Origin of the sequence: Krasilnikovia sp. MM14-A1259, from assembly GCF_047159535.1 — a bacterium.
Lineage (GTDB): Bacteria > Actinomycetota > Actinomycetes > Mycobacteriales > Micromonosporaceae > Actinoplanes.
This window is the reverse complement of the sequence record NZ_BAAGAJ010000002.1, coordinates 5546126-5560701: the sequence shown is the minus strand read 5'-3', so window position 1 is coordinate 5560701 and position 14576 is coordinate 5546126. Positions and strand designations below refer to the sequence as shown.

13 protein-coding genes and 1 pseudogene are annotated in these 14576 nt (G+C 72.4%); 6 read left to right on the top strand and 8 right to left on the bottom strand.

What is annotated here, in order from left to right:
* From ACMCNK_RS25140 to ACMCNK_RS25125, 4 genes are read right to left on the bottom strand one after another with little or no spacing between them, the layout of a single operon-like run.
* Positions 1-162 (bottom strand): DUF6760 family protein, encoded by a 162-nt coding sequence (locus tag ACMCNK_RS25140; RefSeq protein ID WP_412740981.1) that lies wholly within the window; start codon positions 160-162, stop codon positions 1-3.
* Positions 159-548 (bottom strand): hypothetical protein, encoded by a 390-nt coding sequence (locus ACMCNK_RS25135; protein ID WP_412738830.1) that lies wholly within the window; start codon positions 546-548, stop codon positions 159-161. Before ACMCNK_RS25135 ends, ACMCNK_RS25140 begins: the two co-directional genes overlap by 4 nt.
* Positions 545-1006 (bottom strand): phage tail protein, encoded by a 462-nt coding sequence (locus tag ACMCNK_RS25130; RefSeq protein WP_412738829.1) that lies wholly within the window; start codon positions 1004-1006, stop codon positions 545-547. Before ACMCNK_RS25130 ends, ACMCNK_RS25135 begins: the two co-directional genes overlap by 4 nt.
* Before the next feature lie 13 nt (positions 1007-1019).
* The gene (locus ACMCNK_RS25125) at positions 1020-2552 is read right to left on the bottom strand and encodes a phage tail sheath family protein (RefSeq protein ID WP_412738828.1); all 1533 of its coding nucleotides are present in this window, start codon (positions 2550-2552) and stop codon (positions 1020-1022) included.
* A 90-nt stretch (positions 2553-2642) separates the two neighbouring features.
* Here ACMCNK_RS25125 and ACMCNK_RS25120 point away from each other — a divergent pair, with 90 nt between their 5' ends.
* Positions 2643-3338, top strand: a complete 696-nt coding sequence (locus ACMCNK_RS25120) for a Pvc16 family protein (protein ID WP_412738827.1) — start codon at positions 2643-2645, stop codon at positions 3336-3338.
* A gap of 82 nt (positions 3339-3420) precedes the next feature.
* Here ACMCNK_RS25120 and ACMCNK_RS25115 read toward each other — a convergent pair.
* Positions 3421-6420: pseudogene (locus ACMCNK_RS25115) on the bottom strand (BTAD domain-containing putative transcriptional regulator); the annotation flags it as partial.
* A 303-nt stretch (positions 6421-6723) separates the two neighbouring features.
* On the opposite strand from ACMCNK_RS25115, the gene ACMCNK_RS25110 reads away from it, so the two are divergent.
* The 4 genes from ACMCNK_RS25110 to ACMCNK_RS25095 all read left to right on the top strand — a co-directional run bounded on the left by ACMCNK_RS25110 (position 6724) and on the right by ACMCNK_RS25095 (position 11246).
* Positions 6724-8358, top strand: coding sequence for a methyl-accepting chemotaxis protein (locus ACMCNK_RS25110; protein ID WP_412738826.1), 1635 nt, complete (start codon positions 6724-6726; stop codon positions 8356-8358).
* A 140-nt stretch (positions 8359-8498) separates the two neighbouring features.
* On the top strand, positions 8499-9008 hold the full coding sequence (locus ACMCNK_RS25105) for a SigE family RNA polymerase sigma factor (RefSeq protein WP_412738825.1): 510 nt from the start codon (positions 8499-8501) through the stop codon (positions 9006-9008).
* Positions 9005-9562, top strand: coding sequence for a hypothetical protein (locus ACMCNK_RS25100; protein WP_412738824.1), 558 nt, complete (start codon positions 9005-9007; stop codon positions 9560-9562). The genes ACMCNK_RS25105 and ACMCNK_RS25100 overlap by 4 nt, the downstream gene beginning before the upstream one ends.
* Before the next feature lie 223 nt (positions 9563-9785).
* Positions 9786-11246, top strand: a complete 1461-nt coding sequence (locus ACMCNK_RS25095) for a DEAD/DEAH box helicase (RefSeq protein WP_412738823.1) — start codon at positions 9786-9788, stop codon at positions 11244-11246.
* A gap of 159 nt (positions 11247-11405) precedes the next feature.
* Here the strand turns inward: ACMCNK_RS25095 and ACMCNK_RS25090 are convergent, their stop codons facing one another.
* Positions 11406-11912: a hypothetical protein gene (locus ACMCNK_RS25090; protein WP_412738822.1), complete on the bottom strand. Its 507-nt coding sequence runs from the start codon at positions 11910-11912 to the stop codon at positions 11406-11408.
* Here ACMCNK_RS25090 and ACMCNK_RS25085 point away from each other — a divergent pair.
* Positions 11911-12273, top strand: a complete 363-nt coding sequence (locus ACMCNK_RS25085; protein WP_412738821.1) for a hypothetical protein — start codon at positions 11911-11913, stop codon at positions 12271-12273. The two genes, ACMCNK_RS25090 and ACMCNK_RS25085, sit on opposite strands and share 2 nt — an antisense overlap.
* 107 nt (positions 12274-12380) lie before the next feature.
* On the opposite strand, the gene ACMCNK_RS25080 is transcribed toward ACMCNK_RS25085, so the two are convergent.
* Together ACMCNK_RS25080 and ACMCNK_RS25075 are read right to left on the bottom strand one after the other, a co-directional pair.
* Positions 12381-14024, bottom strand: coding sequence for a methyl-accepting chemotaxis protein (locus ACMCNK_RS25080; protein WP_412738820.1), 1644 nt, complete (start codon positions 14022-14024; stop codon positions 12381-12383).
* 151 nt (positions 14025-14175) lie between these two features.
* On the bottom strand, positions 14176-14526 hold the full coding sequence (locus tag ACMCNK_RS25075; RefSeq protein ID WP_412738819.1) for a hypothetical protein: 351 nt from the start codon (positions 14524-14526) through the stop codon (positions 14176-14178).
* Between the last annotated feature and the right edge of the window lie 50 nt (positions 14527-14576).

Genomic DNA, 14576 nt, shown 5'->3' with positions numbered 1-14576 from the left:
TCACCAGCCCTTCTCGTCCCGCTGTGCGTGAATCTTGCCGATCTCCCCCACGACCCGGGCCCGTACGCCGTGCTCCAGGTCGAGGATCTGGTCGAACGACCAGTGCAGGTAGTAGGCGACGTACGCGACCTCCTCCCAGAGGTGGTCGGTCGCGTACGTCAGGATCCCCCCGGTGCATCACCGGCCAGGTCGACGGCGAAGTCGTGCCCGCAGTTCGGGCAGGTGACCGCGGCCTCGGTACGCCCCTCGGAGTTGATCCGCCGGTACAGGTCCTGCAGGAACGCGAGGTCCGAGGCGAACAGGTTCTCCACCACGAACGTGTCCACCGACGGCAGCGTGCCCAGCGACGTGACCGTCCGCTCCAGCAGCAGGATCGACAGGTACGCGCTGTTCTGCCGTACCCGTGGATCGGTCTGCGGCATGATCTCGTCGCGTCCGGTGGCCAGGCGCATGACGCCCTCGCGGTGCACCCGGCCTTCCTCGTCGACGTAGCCGCGGGGCAGCACGAACGGGTACTCCGTGCGCAACGCCTCGGTGGTGCCGGTCATCCGGACACCCGCTGGATGTGCTCACAGACGATGGTGACGGTCTCCATCAGCACCTCGCTGGCGCCCGCCTTCAGCGCGCTGACCTCCAGCTTGGACGGCCACGCGTTCTCCAGGTGGTAGCGGGCCACCGGCGCACCGTCGTAGTTGTACATGATCAGCGAGCAGCTCTTGCGGGCCGCGACGATGTTGCCCTGCAGCACCGCCTCGTGCCACGCCCACAGCTCCATCGACTGGTTCTTGCCGCGGGACAGCTTCAGGGTCGGGGGCATCTTCTTGCCGGGCAGCTTCTTGAAGATGACCTCCTTGTCGGTGGACTCCAGGAAGTCCACCGGCTGCACCTCCGTGGTGATGCCCTGCAGCTCGGAGAACGAGGCGATCTCGTAGCCGTCGATGGTGATGGAGAAGCGCGCCGCGGTGAGCGCGTCGTTGGGCTGCGATGAACCGAGTCCAGCCGGCATCTCTGCTCCCTACCTACTCTTCGAGCCCGGCGCCGTCGGCGTACTGGGACAGACGGAAGATGACGAATTCGGCCGGCTTGACCGGCGCCACGCCGATCTCGACCGTGAGCATGCCGGCGTCGCGGTTCTCCGGCGGGTTGTTCTCGGCATCGCACTTGACGAAGAACGCCTGCGCGGGAGTCGCCCCGAACAGCGCGCCGTCGCGCCACACCCGGCGCAGGAACATGGTGATGGTGCGCTTCACCGAGTCCCACAGCTTCGGGTCGTTGGGCTCGAAGACCACCCAGTTGGTGCCGTTCAGGATCGACTTCTCGATGTAGTTGAACAGCCGCCGCACGTTCAGGTAGCGCCACTCCGGGTCGCTGGACAGCGTGCGCGCACCCCAGACCCGGATGCCCTGCCCGGGGAACGACCGGATGCAGTTCACCCCGTCCGGGTTGAGCTGGTCGTGCTCGCCCTTGGTGAGGTTCAGCTCCAGCGCGATCGCGCCGCGCACGACCTCGTTGGCGGGCGCTTTGTGTACGCCGCGGGTCGCGTCGTTGCGCGCCCAGATGCCCGCCATGTGCCCGCTGGGCGGCATGAACGCCGGTGCCCCGCTCAGCGGGTCCATCACCTTGATCCACGGCCAGTACAGGGCGGCGTACTTGGAGTCGTAGTTGGCCTCGGCCCGCCACGCCTTGACCTGCTGGGCGTTCAGGCCGGGCGGGGTGTCCAGGATCGCCACCCGGTCGCGCATCAGCTCACAGTGGGTGATCATCGCGTCCTGCACGGCCCGGACGCCCTCGTCGTCGAGCAGACCCCGGTCGCGCGCGGCCATCAGGTCCGGCACGGACAGCATGGTGATCTCGTCGATCGCCTCCAGGCCCGCGAAGCCGGTACGGTCGGCCGAGTTGCCGACGTACACGTTGGGCTCGACGCGGGCGACGGGCTCCACGGCGTTGCCCGCGAGCGGCACCTCGACGCCCTGCCGGGGCAGCGTGGCCACCCGGGAGCCGCGGGTCTCCTCGACCTCGATCAGCTTCGACTGCTGCTTGACCGCGGTCATCACGTTGGACGGCCCCCGCCGTACGGTGAGCCCCTCCATGGCCTCGACGACCGCGCCGCCGCGCTTGACCAGCAGCGTGAACGTCTCGTCGGCCGGGTCCTGGCCGCCCACCACCTCGACGGTCAGCGGCGCGCCGCCGGCGGCCGCGGGCAGCGCCCGGACCGCGAACGCGATGCGGTTGTCCTCGCCCGCCGCGGGCAGTTCCCCGCGCAGCACCGGCGGCTCGGCCACGCTCTCCGAGCCGACGCGCACGACGTACGCGCTGCCGCCGCCGTTGGCGAAGTAGCCGTACACGGAATGCGCCAGGTACGAGCCGGGGACGAAGCCACCGAAGTTCTGGGTGTACTGGGTCCAGTTGGTGACCAGCGTCGGCTGGTTCAACGGGCCCTTCTCGGCGAACCCGACGAAGGCGGCGACCGCGGTGCCGGCGGCCTCGATGGGCCGGGAGCCGGAGGACACCTCCTCCATGTAGACGCCAGGCGACAGGTAGCTGCTGGCCATCGGACCTCCCTGTGGCGGAACGGACGCCAGTCAGGGTGGCCTGCGGGCCGCCGTACCGGCAGCGGCTGGCGGGCGACGACGGGTGCACCGGTGGCCGCCCCTTCGGGCAGCCGCGGGTGCACCGGTGGTCGCCCGGGCACGCTGGCCACCGCGGACGCCCAGCGTCGAGCATCGATGCATGGCTGGCGGGAGGTCCGGGTGATCGCCGACGTGAACCAAGCCCTGCGCAGGCTGCTCACGCCGCTGCTACCGGACGCCTGCGAGGTCCGGTTCGGTGCCCCCGCCCCGCCCGGCGGGGGGATCGGATCGGCACTCGTGTGGTTCCTGGCCGGGGTCCGCGAGGACGAGAAGGCCGCCGACACCGAGTGGGAGGACATCCGGGACACCGACGGCCGGGTCGTGGCCCGCCGCCCCCCGGTACGCCGATTCGACCTGCACTACCTGGTGACCGCGGAAACCGCCGACCCGGACGTCGAGGCGGCCCTGCTGGACGCGGTCCTTATCGCGGTCGACCCCGGACGGCGGCTGCCCCCGGAGCTCCTGCACGAGTCGCTGGCCGGTCGTCCCGTCATGCTGCGCTTCGGCGACCCGTACGCCGGCCCGGCCGCGCACACGACACTCACCGTGATCGCCAGCGTCCCGCTCGTGCTGCCCCCGGTCACCGACGTGGCCTCTCCCGCCGACAACATCCGCCTCGGCGTCGCACAGCCGGGCCGCCCCGCGGCCCCGGCATCGCCGCGCCGCGAGGGCCGGTGGCGGGGCGCCACGATCGACGAGGACGAGTGACTCAGCCGTCGCGGGGCGGGCGGCGGCGCGGCGGGACCATGGCCGCGGCGTTGCCGGTGCGCAACTGCTGCGGGGTCGGCTCGGGCACGCCGAGGCGGGCCAGCATGTCCGCGTATCGGCGCCGCGCCTCCAGCGCCTTCGCCGGGGTGGCGCTGCGGGCGTACGCGCGCAGCAGCACCTGCCACGCCTCGTCGTCGTGCGGGTCCAGCGCGATGCACTGCTCGGCGGCCCGGATCGCCTCCGCGACGTTGCCCTGGGTCAGCTCGGCGGTGGCCAGCTCCCTTGCCACCCGCGTGGCGAGCTGCCGGAACTGGTCGCGCGCTTCGACCGCCCACTCGGCGGGGCCTTCCTCGGGCAGCAGCTCACCGCCGTACGCGGCGAGCGCCGCACGCATCGCGTCCACCTCGGACGCGAAGCTGCCGGAGCGCCGCTGCTGCTGCCACCGCTGCACCGCCTCGGTGAACGCCGCGGTGTCGGCGTAGCTGCCGGCCGGCAGCACGATGCCGTACGCGTCGCCGGAACGCACCAGCATCTGCGCCTTGCCACGCCCGCTGTCGGGTTCGAGGAGCCCGCGCAGCGCCGAGATGGTCACCTGCAGATTCCGGGTGGCGGCGGCCGGGGCCAGGTCGGACCACAACGCCTCGATGAGCACCTCACGGTGCACGAACCGGCCCGCGTGCATGGCGAGCAGCCGCAGCGCGCTACGGGCCCGCGGGCGTACCAGCGCCAGGTCCACCGGGCGGCCGCTGACCGCCATGGAGAAGCCGCCGAAGCAGCTGATCTGCACCGCCGGCGCCTGGGTGGCGGTGGCACCCGCCGCGTACGCCGCGACCCAGAACGTGAACGTGTCCCGCGGCAGCTCGGCCTCGGCGGCGCGGTCCGCGGCGGCGCGCAGCAGCGCCTCGCGGCGCAGCGGGTCGGCCACCGCGACCGCGAGCATGCCCGCCACCGCGGCGCCGGACACGCGGGCGGCCTCGGCCCGGTCGATCGCGGCCTGCGCGTCGCGGGCCGCGCCGGGGGCGCCGCGCCGGGCCCGGGCCATCGCCCCGAACGCGTCCGCCCACGCCGCAATCGACTCGGCGCCCATGTCGGTGGCCTCGGCGGAGAGCGCGGCGAGCCGTTCCTCGTCGAGGCGCCCGTCGCGCACCTCGCAGATCACGCCGATCGAGGTGACCAGCAGGTGCCCCCACCGGTCACCGGCCCGGCGGCACGCGGCCGCGACCGCGTAGGCGTCCACCGCCGTGTACGAGGTACGTCCGAGCGCCCGGGCGCCCAGGGCGAGCCGCGCGACCCAGCCCAGGCCCAGCATCTCGGCCTCGTCCGCGATCCGTTCCAGGGCGGCCGGCGACGCCTTGCTGCGGGCGACCGCGATGCAGGTACGGACGAGCCGCAGCCCGAGCAGCGCCACCGCCGAGTCGCGGGCGTCGATGCCGACCGTACGGGTCTCCCGGGTGATCTCCTCGGGCACCCCGCCCCCGTAGACCGCGCCGACCAGCCGGATCAGTTCCGCCTCGGCCGGGGCGAGTTCGGTCACCCGGCGGGTGTTCTGCACCGCGTTCGGGCCGACGGCCACGCGCAGCCAGCCGGTCCAGTGCAGACCCTGGCGGGGCAGGGTCTCGGCGAGCAGCGACTCGACTTCCGCGAGCTGGCCCCGGGCGGCCCGCAGCCCGGTGTCGCCGCCCGCCGCGGCGTCGGCCGCGAACATCGCCTCGGCCACCCGGAACCGCTCCAGGGCCTCCGGTAGCTGGGCGTTGTTGAGGTGGTGCTCCGCTTCGGCGTACGCCAGCCACGGTTCGTCGGCGCGCTGCGCGGCCGGGACCAGTTCGAGCAGGTCGGCGGCGGGCGGGCGGATCACGGTCGCGCCGTGCTCGGTGAGCAGCAGGTGCAGGGCGGGCCAGTCGCCCGCGCGGGCCAGCGAGCGGGCCGCCTCGGCGGGCGCGTCCTCGTCCAGCAGCACCTCGGCGCTGCGCCGGTGCCATTCGCGCAGGCCGACCGGCCCGAGCTGTTCGGCCAGCAGTTGCGCCAGGTGCGCACGGAACGGCGGCTCGTACCGGTAGCTGTCGCCGTGCGCCGTCATGGGCAGCGCGTACGTGCCGATCAGGCTCTCCACCATCGCGGCGTCGACCGGGGCGCCGGTCAGCCGGGCGCAGCGGTCCGGGGTCAGCACGTCCAGTACGCACGTGCGCACGAGCAGGTCGAGCAGGTCGGCGGGCACGCCGGCCAGCACGGACTCGTCGAAGAACTGGCGGAACGCGGGCCAGCGCTCCAGCGGCGCGGCGGCCGCCCGGGAGCGGTCGGCCATCGGGCGCCCGCGGATGGCGCGGTGGAACATGGCGAGCCCCGCCGGCCACCCGCCGGTACGCCGGGCCAGCAGCGCGGTCTCCTCGGGGGGCAGCGGCTCGCCGTACACCTCGTCGAGCAGGCGTTCCACCTCCCAGCGGCGGAACCGCAGGTCGTCGAGGCCGATCAGGCCGCCGTCGCCGGCGAGCTGGTGGCGCAGCAGGGGTGTGCCCGGGGGGCGGCGGGCGGCAAGCACGATCTGCACGTCGCGGGGCCGGCGCGCCAGCACCTGGGCGACGAGCTGCTCGCCCGGCGTACCGATCAGGTGGTGGATGTCGTCGAGCGTGAGCAGCAGCCCGCCGGGCTCCAGCGCGGCGTCCGCCATGGCCTCGACCACCGCGGTGGCCTCGTCGCGGGCCTCGGCGACCAGCCGCCGGGCGTCGCTCCACGTACGTGCGGCCTCGGCGGGTGGCAGCTCCGGCGCCCCGGGCATCCCCGCCCCGGTGCCGGGCCGGGTACGGCGGGCCGCGAGCACCGCCTCGACGAGCCGTGCCGCGGTGTCGCCGTGGGCCACCTCCATCGCGTCCGCCTGGTACGCCGCGGCGGGCCCGGGGTGCCGACGCGCGTACTGCGCGAGCAGGGTGGTCTTGCCGAAGCCGGCGGGCGCGAGTACCAGCACTGGCCCGGCGGCGGTGGCCGCGTCCAGCTGGTCGAACAGACGCACCCGCGCGAGACCCAGATGTCCCCGTGCTCGGTGATCCACCTGCCGCCGATCCCTTCCGGTCGAGCTCACCCCACCCATCGACGACCGGCGTCGTGACGGGGCCTTATCATGCCGGACGCCTGCCACATCCATGAAGTCCGATGGTCCGAGAAGAATCGCACGGGAAACGGCGCGAGATCTCATTCCGGCGGGCGCGCGACAGCATCGACACCAGATCGTCGCAGAATGCATTCTGCAGCACAATGCGTAGTCGTGTCGTGCCCGACCGTCTCCGTCGCGGAAGGACTCAACCCGGCCGGGGTGGCGCCGATAGGGCGGGCTCGCACGACTGGCCCGGCCAGGCGGCGACCACGCGGATGGACTGCCAGAAGGGCGACAGCTATGCGGCACCGGCTCGACGAATCCTCGCGCCCCACCCAGCAGCAGCGCCGAGTCGGCAAACTGTCTGACCTTCCCCTTGCGGCGAAGTTCTTCATCGCGCTGACGCTGCTCGCGGCCACGGCCATCGGCGTCGCCTGGAGCGGACTGGTCGCGCAGCAGCGGGCCAACGCCGCCGCCCGCGACACGTACCGGCACGCGCTGGTGCCCTCGACCGCGCTGGAATCGCTGCGGGCCTCGGCGCTGCGCAGCTTCCTCGGCCTCACCACGCTGCCGACGGCCAAGGACGCGCAGGCCGTCGCCGCGAAGATCCAGCAGATCCGCGCCGAGGACGCGATCCAGGACAAGGCACTCGCCACGTACCTGGAGCTGGGCATGCTCAGCAACGACCCGCGCACCCAGCAGGTCAAGGACAAGATCACGTCGTTCCGCGCCGAGCGGGACGCGACGCTGCTGCCGGCCGCCGAGGCGGGACAGCCCAAGGTGTACCTGGCCCGGTTCAACGAACTGTGGCCGGGCCTGGCCCAGACCGGCCAGGTCATCACCACCCTGATCAACGACGAGACCGCGCTGGCCGCCCGGCAGGCCGAGGCCGCACAAGCCTCCTACCGGACGAACCGGCTGTTCGTCATCGGCATCCTCGTGGCCGGTCTCGCGCTCGCCTTCGGCGCGGCGTGGGCGGTGATCCGCCAAAGTGTCCGGTCCATCAAGCGCATGGCGGCCATCCTGAACCAGGTCAGCGCGGGCGACCTGACCCAGCAGGTGCACGTCACCTCCGGTGACGAGATCGGCCGGATGGGTCACGCGCTCAACCACGCGACCGACAGCATGCGTTCGACGATCCGCGAGCTGGACTCCTCGGCTGCCGACCTGGCGACCTCCGCCCGGCAGCTCAGCGAGGTGTCCTCGACCATCGCGACCGGTGTGGACCAGGTCGGCAGCGAGGCCGACGCGGTCGCCCGCGCCGCGGGCAGCGTCTCCGACAACGTGTCCGCCCTGGCCACCGCGAGCGAGCAGATGGGCGCCTCGATCCGGGAGATCTCGCTCAACGCCGGCCAGGCCGCGGGCGTGGCCACCCAGGCGGTCACGGTCGCCGAGTCGACCACCGCCGTGGTCGCCCAGCTCGGCGAGTCGTCCGCGAAGATCAGCGACGTGGTCAAGGCCATCACCGCGATCGCCGAGCAGACCAACCTGCTCGCCCTGAACGCCACCATCGAAGCCGCCCGCGCCGGCGAGTCCGGCAAGGGCTTCGCCGTGGTGGCCACCGAGGTCAAGGAGCTGGCCCAGGAAACCGCCCGTTCCACCGAGGACATCGCCGGCCGGGTCGAGGCGATCCAGCGCGACACGAACAAGGCGGTCGAGGCGATCGCCAGCATCACGGCCATCATCGGCCAGATCAGCGACTACCAGACCACGATCGCCTCGGCGGTGGAGGAACAGACCGCCACCAGCCAGGAGATCAACCGCAGCGTCAGCGACGCGGCCGGCGCCTCCGCGGGCATCGCCAGCAACGTGTCGGCGGTCGCCAGCGCCAGCCAGGTGGCCAGCAGCGGTGTCATCCAGACCCACGCCGCGGCCGAACAGGTCGCCCAGATGTCCGACGACCTCAAGACCCTGGTCTCCCGCTTCCGGATCTGAGCGAACCGGCGCCGTTCGCCGCAGCCTTGCTCCCGCCGGTCAGCATCGGAACCCGGCCGGCGGGATGCGATCGCAGAAACATGGATAGATCCGCTCGCCCCGAGCGTCTGTATCTGCGGTCAAGGAACTGGGGCGGGTGAGTGGACGAGAACGAGAGATCGCAGCTGACCGAGTTCGTGGAAAGCCGTACCCCGGCGCTGATGCGGGTCGCGTACCTGCTCACCGGGGACCGGCACGCCGCGGAGGACCTCTTCCAGTCGGCGCTGGCCAGGACCATCGCGAGATGGCCCAGCCTGCGCAACGCCGACCCGGAGGGCTACATCCGTACGGTCATGCACCGCGAACAGGTCAGCTGGTGGCGCCGGCTGCGCCGATATCGGGAAATCCTGCTCAACCCCATCAATGAGGTTGCCGATCCGGATTCGAGTACCGACACGGACATCCGGCTCGCCATGCGCACCGCGTTGCGGCGGCTCCCGCCCACGCAGCGCACCGTGGTCGTCCTGCGCTACTACGAGGACCTCACGGAGACCCAGGTCGCCGAGTTGCTCGGGTGCTCCGTCGGCACCGTACGGAGCCGGACGCACCGGGCAATCGCCCGGCTGCGGAAACTGCTGCCGGACAGCGATCGCCTGGAGGTGCTGCGATGAGCACCGCGTTCGAGGACCTCATCCGCTCCGCTCTGTCCCAACTAGCCGAGGAGGCACCAACAGTGACAGGCCAGCTCGCCCGAGCGGAGCACCGGATGCGCGTACGCCGCCGCATCGCCCTGGCAGTGGGAGCGGCAAGCGCGGTCGGCGCCGTCGTCATCGGCGCACCCATCGCGTTCGCCGCCAGCGGTGGCGCGGGCAAGGGCTCGCACGCCCCCGCGGCCCCGACGGTGTCGCACACCGCGGTGCCGACCCCGTCCTCCGAAGGCCCGGCCCCGAGCCCGTCCACCCCGACGGCCCCGTCGACCGGCGTCCCCACGCCCTACCCGTCCACCCCGACAGACCCGAACACCCCGACCGGCCCGTCCGCCCCGACGGCATCGGCGCCGCCGACCGCAGCGCCGTCCAGCTACCCGGCACCGTGGCCGTCCAGCCCGACGGCCCCGCCGCAAAGCGGCCGCCCGGTGCCGCGCCCGTCGTCCCCGGGCACCCCGCCGGTCACCGCCGCCACCCCGTACCCGAGCACCCCGGCGACCCCCACCGCCGTCCGGTGAGCGGCGCCCCCGGCCCATCCGTGCGGCGGGTGGGCCGGGGCCGGACCGGATGGCACCCGCCCTGCGACCCAGCAGCACCGGAGGCGGAGTGCGCGGCTCAGGTACACTTCGCCGTGCGGCTCGCAGTGCTCTGCCTCGGGCCGCCTTTCGATGTCGACCATCATGCGCTGCGACCCGACTGGTCTGTGTCGCGCAGGACGGCCCTTCCACGTTCGGAGACTTCATGGCGGCCCGCCGCCCGCACAACACACCTACCTCATCAGATGTCACGTTCGCCCAGCTCGGGCTGCCCGCCGCCCTCACCGAGGCGCTCGCCGCGGCCGGGGTGACCACACCATTCCCCATCCAGGCGGCGACCCTGCCCGACAGCCTGGCCGGACGTGACGTACTCGGTCGGGGCCGCACCGGCTCCGGCAAGACCTACGCCTTCGTGCTGCCGGTCCTGGCCCGGCTGGCGGCCAGCAGGTCGCCGCGCCGGCCGGGCCGCCCGCGGGCGCTGATCCTCGCGCCGACCCGTGAGCTGGCCACCCAGATCGCGGCGTCCATGGCCCCGCTGGCCGAGGCGCTGTCGCTGCGCACCCTGACCGTCTTCGGCGGGGTCGGCGCCAACCCGCAGATCGCCGGGCTCCGCCGAGGCGTGGACGTCCTCGTGGCCTGCCCGGGGCGGCTCGCCGACCACGTTCAGGCCGGGCACGCGAACCTCGACGCCGTCGAGATCACCGTGCTCGACGAGGCGGACCACATGGCCGACCTGGGCTTCCTGCCCGTCGTCCGGCGGCTGCTGGAGAAGACCCCCCGTACGGGCCAGCGGCTGCTGTTCTCGGCCACCCTGGATGCGGGCGTCGACGTCCTGGTCCGGCAGTTCCTCTCGAAGCCGGTCACCCACAGCGTCGACTCGGCGCTGTCCCCGGTCGCCGCGATGGCCCATCACGTGCTGCACGTGCGCGACGACGAGCGGTTCAACGTACTCGTCGACCTCGCCGCCGCGCCCGGACGCACGGTCGTCTTCACCCGCACCAAGCGGGGTGCGAAGACGTTGACGCGGCGCCTCGTCGCCGCCGGGGTGCCGGCCGTGGAGCTGCACGGCAACCTCGCCCAGAACGCCCGCAACCGCAACCTGACCGCCTTCTCCGACGGCTCGGCGAACACGCTGGTCGCCACGGACATCGCGGCCCGCGGCATCCACGTCGACGATGTCGGTCTGGTCATCCACGCGGACCCGCCGGTCGAGCACAAGGCGTACCTGCACCGGTCCGGGCGTACCGCGCGCGCCGGGGCCGAGGGCACGGTGGTGACGCTGATGACCGACAGCCAGGTTCCCGAGGTACGCGACCTGATCCGCAAGGCGGGCATCGTGGCGGCGACCACCCGGGTCCGCCCCGGCAGCCCGCAGCTCGCCGAGCTGGCCCCCGGTGAGCGTTCGTTCGTCGCACCGCCGCCCCCGGCCCAGCCCGCCGCCCCGGCGGAGCCTGCACGGCGCGGCCGCCCGGCCCGCAACGCCGCCCGGCGTCCCGCGCAGACCCGTACGGCGACGAGGTCCGGCGCGCCGGCACCGGCGCAGCGGTCGGGATCGGAACGCGGCGAGGCGACCACCACCCAGGCGGCCCCGCCCGCCGCACACCGCACCGGCGCCTCGGCGTTCTCGGCGCGGACCCGGGTCGGAGGCCGTCGCAGCGGTCGCTGAGCGCCCCCGGACCGCAGGCCGTCGCAGCGTCGCTGAGCGCCCCCGAGCCGGGCCGTCGCAGCGGTCGCTGAGCGCCCCCGGCGGGCCGCTCGCCAGTCGCGCGGCGTCGCGGCCCGGGGTCGCTCTCAGCCCCACCGGCGGCGCCTGGCGCGGCAGAACCTAAGCCGGGGTGATGAAACGCTTGCCGGGCCCCGGCGAGAAGTACCGGTTGGTGGCCGGCACCACGAGGAGGATCACGACAGCGATCGCGATCGCGCAGCAGACCGCCTGCGCTGCGAGGAGCACCCACGGCATGGCCGACATCAGGTTCCAGTCGTACCCCGGCCGGCCTTCCGAGGCGGGCACGGACTCCATCCAGGCGCTCAGGAACGTAACGACCATGCCGCCGTGGGTCATCGCGCAGAAGCTCAGCACGCCGGCGAGCGTCACCCGGGCCGAGTTGCTGCCGCGCCCGGCCCGCACCGCGCTGAGCACGATGCCGACGGCGGGCAGCGACCAGCTCAGCACGACGAACACCAGCATCCCGGCGAGCAGGCCGTTCACCCACGGGGCCCAGCCATCCCTGCTGTTGCCCGTCTCGGGCCGCGCGGCCCAGAGATAGACCATCGCGGCCGCGGCCAGCAACCCCGACAGCCCGAGCCCGCCCCAGGTCAGGATCATCGCCATGCGCAGGCTGGCCGGCTTGGGCGGACGCGGCACAGGGATCAGTACGGGCGGCACAAACGGCCGCCCGGCCCACGCGGGGCCGAACCCGGGCGCAACCACCGGGTACGCCGTCCGGTACGGCCCACCCGACGGCCCTGGTACCGGATACGGCCCGGCCGACGAGGCAGGCACCGGATACGGCCCGGCCGACGAGGCAGGCACCGGATACGGCCCGGCCGGCTGGGCAGGCACCGGGTATGACCCGGCCGACTGGGCGGGAACCGCCGACCGGACGTGCGGGCGGCCACTGCTAGCCGACGGGCTCCCCGAATGCGTCATGATCAAGATCGTACGGTCCGGCTCCGCGTCTCCGGCTGAGTAGACGTACTCGGTTCCGCGAGACCGGCGTGCGGTCACATGTACGCGGAATGCGCCGTCGACCTGGCATCACCGGTGTCGGTGATACCAGGTCGGGGTCGCAGGAACCGCTCAGACCGTGAAGTTGGCGATGAGTGTCTTGAGGTGATCCGATTTACGCGACACCGCTTCGGCGGCGGTGTGCGCGTCGCCGGCGCCCGCATTCGCGACCTGGCTGGCATTGGCCACCGCGGCGATGTTGCCGGCGATGTCCTGCGAGGCGACCGCGGCGGCGTTGACCGTACGGTTGATCTCGCTGGCGGTGGCGGTCTGCTCCTCCACGGCCGTGGCGATGCTGGTCTGGTGGGAGCTGATGCCACCGACGATGGAGGTGATCTCGCCGATCGCGTCGACCGCCTTGGTGATGTCGTTCTGGATCGCGGCGATCCGGCTGGCGATGTCGCTGGTGGCCCGGGTCGTCTCCTGGGCCAGGTCCTTGACCTCGCCGGCCACGACGGCGAAGCCCTTGCCGGCGTCCCCGGCCCGGGCGGCCTCGATGGTCGCGTTGAGTGCCAGCAGGTTCGTCTGCTCGGCGATGCTGTTGATGGTCTGGATGACCTCGCTGATGCGGCCCGAGGAGTCGCCCAGTTCGGTCACGATCCGGTTGGTCGAATCGGCCACCTCGGTGGCCCGATCGGCGACCCCGACGGCGTGACTGGCGTTGCGGGAGATCTCGGTGATGGACGAGCCCATCTGTTCGCTGGAGGCGGCCAGTTCGGTGACGTTGGCCGACACGTTGTCCGCGGCGTTCGCCACCACCTCGGCCTGAGAGCTGATGTGGTTCACGCTGGTGGCGATCTGACCTGAGACATCGAACAGTTCCCGCGACGCGTCGGTCAGCTCGGATGCCGAGTCGTCGATCGCCCGGATCAGCTCGCCCATGTTGGCGGTGGCCCGGTTGAGGGCCTCACCCATCCGACCGAGTTCGTCCTGCGCACGTACCTCGACCCGCCCGGTGAGATCGCCGTCGCCGACCCGGGTCAGCGCATCGGCGACCGCGCCCAGCGACCGCTTGATCCGCCGGGTCACCGACCAGGCGACCCAGAGCGCCACGACCAGGCCCCCGGCGAGCACCACGATCAGGAACATCCGGTTGGCCTGATAAGACGCCGTGCTCGCTGCGGACTGTTTGGCCGCGGCTGCGGTCTCGGCTTTGATCAGGCCCTCGAGCGCGACGTTGGCCGTCTGGATCCTCGGGTTGACCTCGGTGTTCCACACGCGGAAGTACTCGTCGGTCTGGTGCGTCCGGGCGAGCGCGGCCATCTTGTCCTGGCGTACCTGACGGTAGAAGGTGACCAGGTCGGCGACGACGGTCAGCCGCGGGTCGTGGGCGAACGTGCTCGTGGCCCGATAGCTGGCGAGCGCCTCGTCCTGCACGGCGTCCTCCGCGGCGGCGACGCCCAGCATCTTGTCCGAGACGGCCGGGTCGGGCGTCAGCGCGCCGAAGCTCATGAAGATCGTCGTGCGCTGGATGGATGACTTCAACCTGGCGATCGCGGTCGCCGGGACCAGCGCGTGCTGGTAGGTCGCATCCGTTGCGCTGTTGGCCCTGGCCTGTGCGACGAGACCACCGCCACCGACCACGACCGCGATGAGGGCCATCATTCCGACCGCGGCGAGGATCCTTGTGCTGACCGAGATCCGGCCGAACAGTCCGGACGAGATCCGGGGTACCGCGCGTCGCCGCTTCGGGGCGACGATGACGTCCTGTTCCATGGGGGGCCTTCCAACATCCGTTGCGGTGAGCGCGACGACAGCAGCGCAGAGTTGTTCCGCGCCGCTGATACACATCGGCTTGCCGACACCGCGGGATGATGAATCGAAGTCCTTCGCCCTGTCGTTTCGGGACCAAAGTCCCCAGGGTCCCCTACTGGCTCTGCCCGGTCAGCGGTGGCACCTGGCCCGCCTGCGTCATCGCCTCGTACTGAGCCACTGCCTCCGGTGTCACGGGCACCGCGCGCACGGCCGTCCCATGCGCCGAGGTCACGATCCCGGCCGGGAGAAACGTGTGCAGGTACTGCAGGCCGATCACGCCGTTCGCGCCGCGCTCCGCGGCCTGCTGAAGCAGCCCGCGCAAGGCTTCCTGATCGGCCGTGACCTGATACCGCACCATCCCGCTATACGTGATGAGTCCGGTGTGCGATCCGATGCCGGAAACGGGACCCAACCCGACCCGTAGCTCATAGCCGGGCAGCGATTCCGTGGTGGCGAGCAGCATTGGCCAGAGGTTACCGGCCGTTCGCCATGGGACCGACCGCGAAGACATCG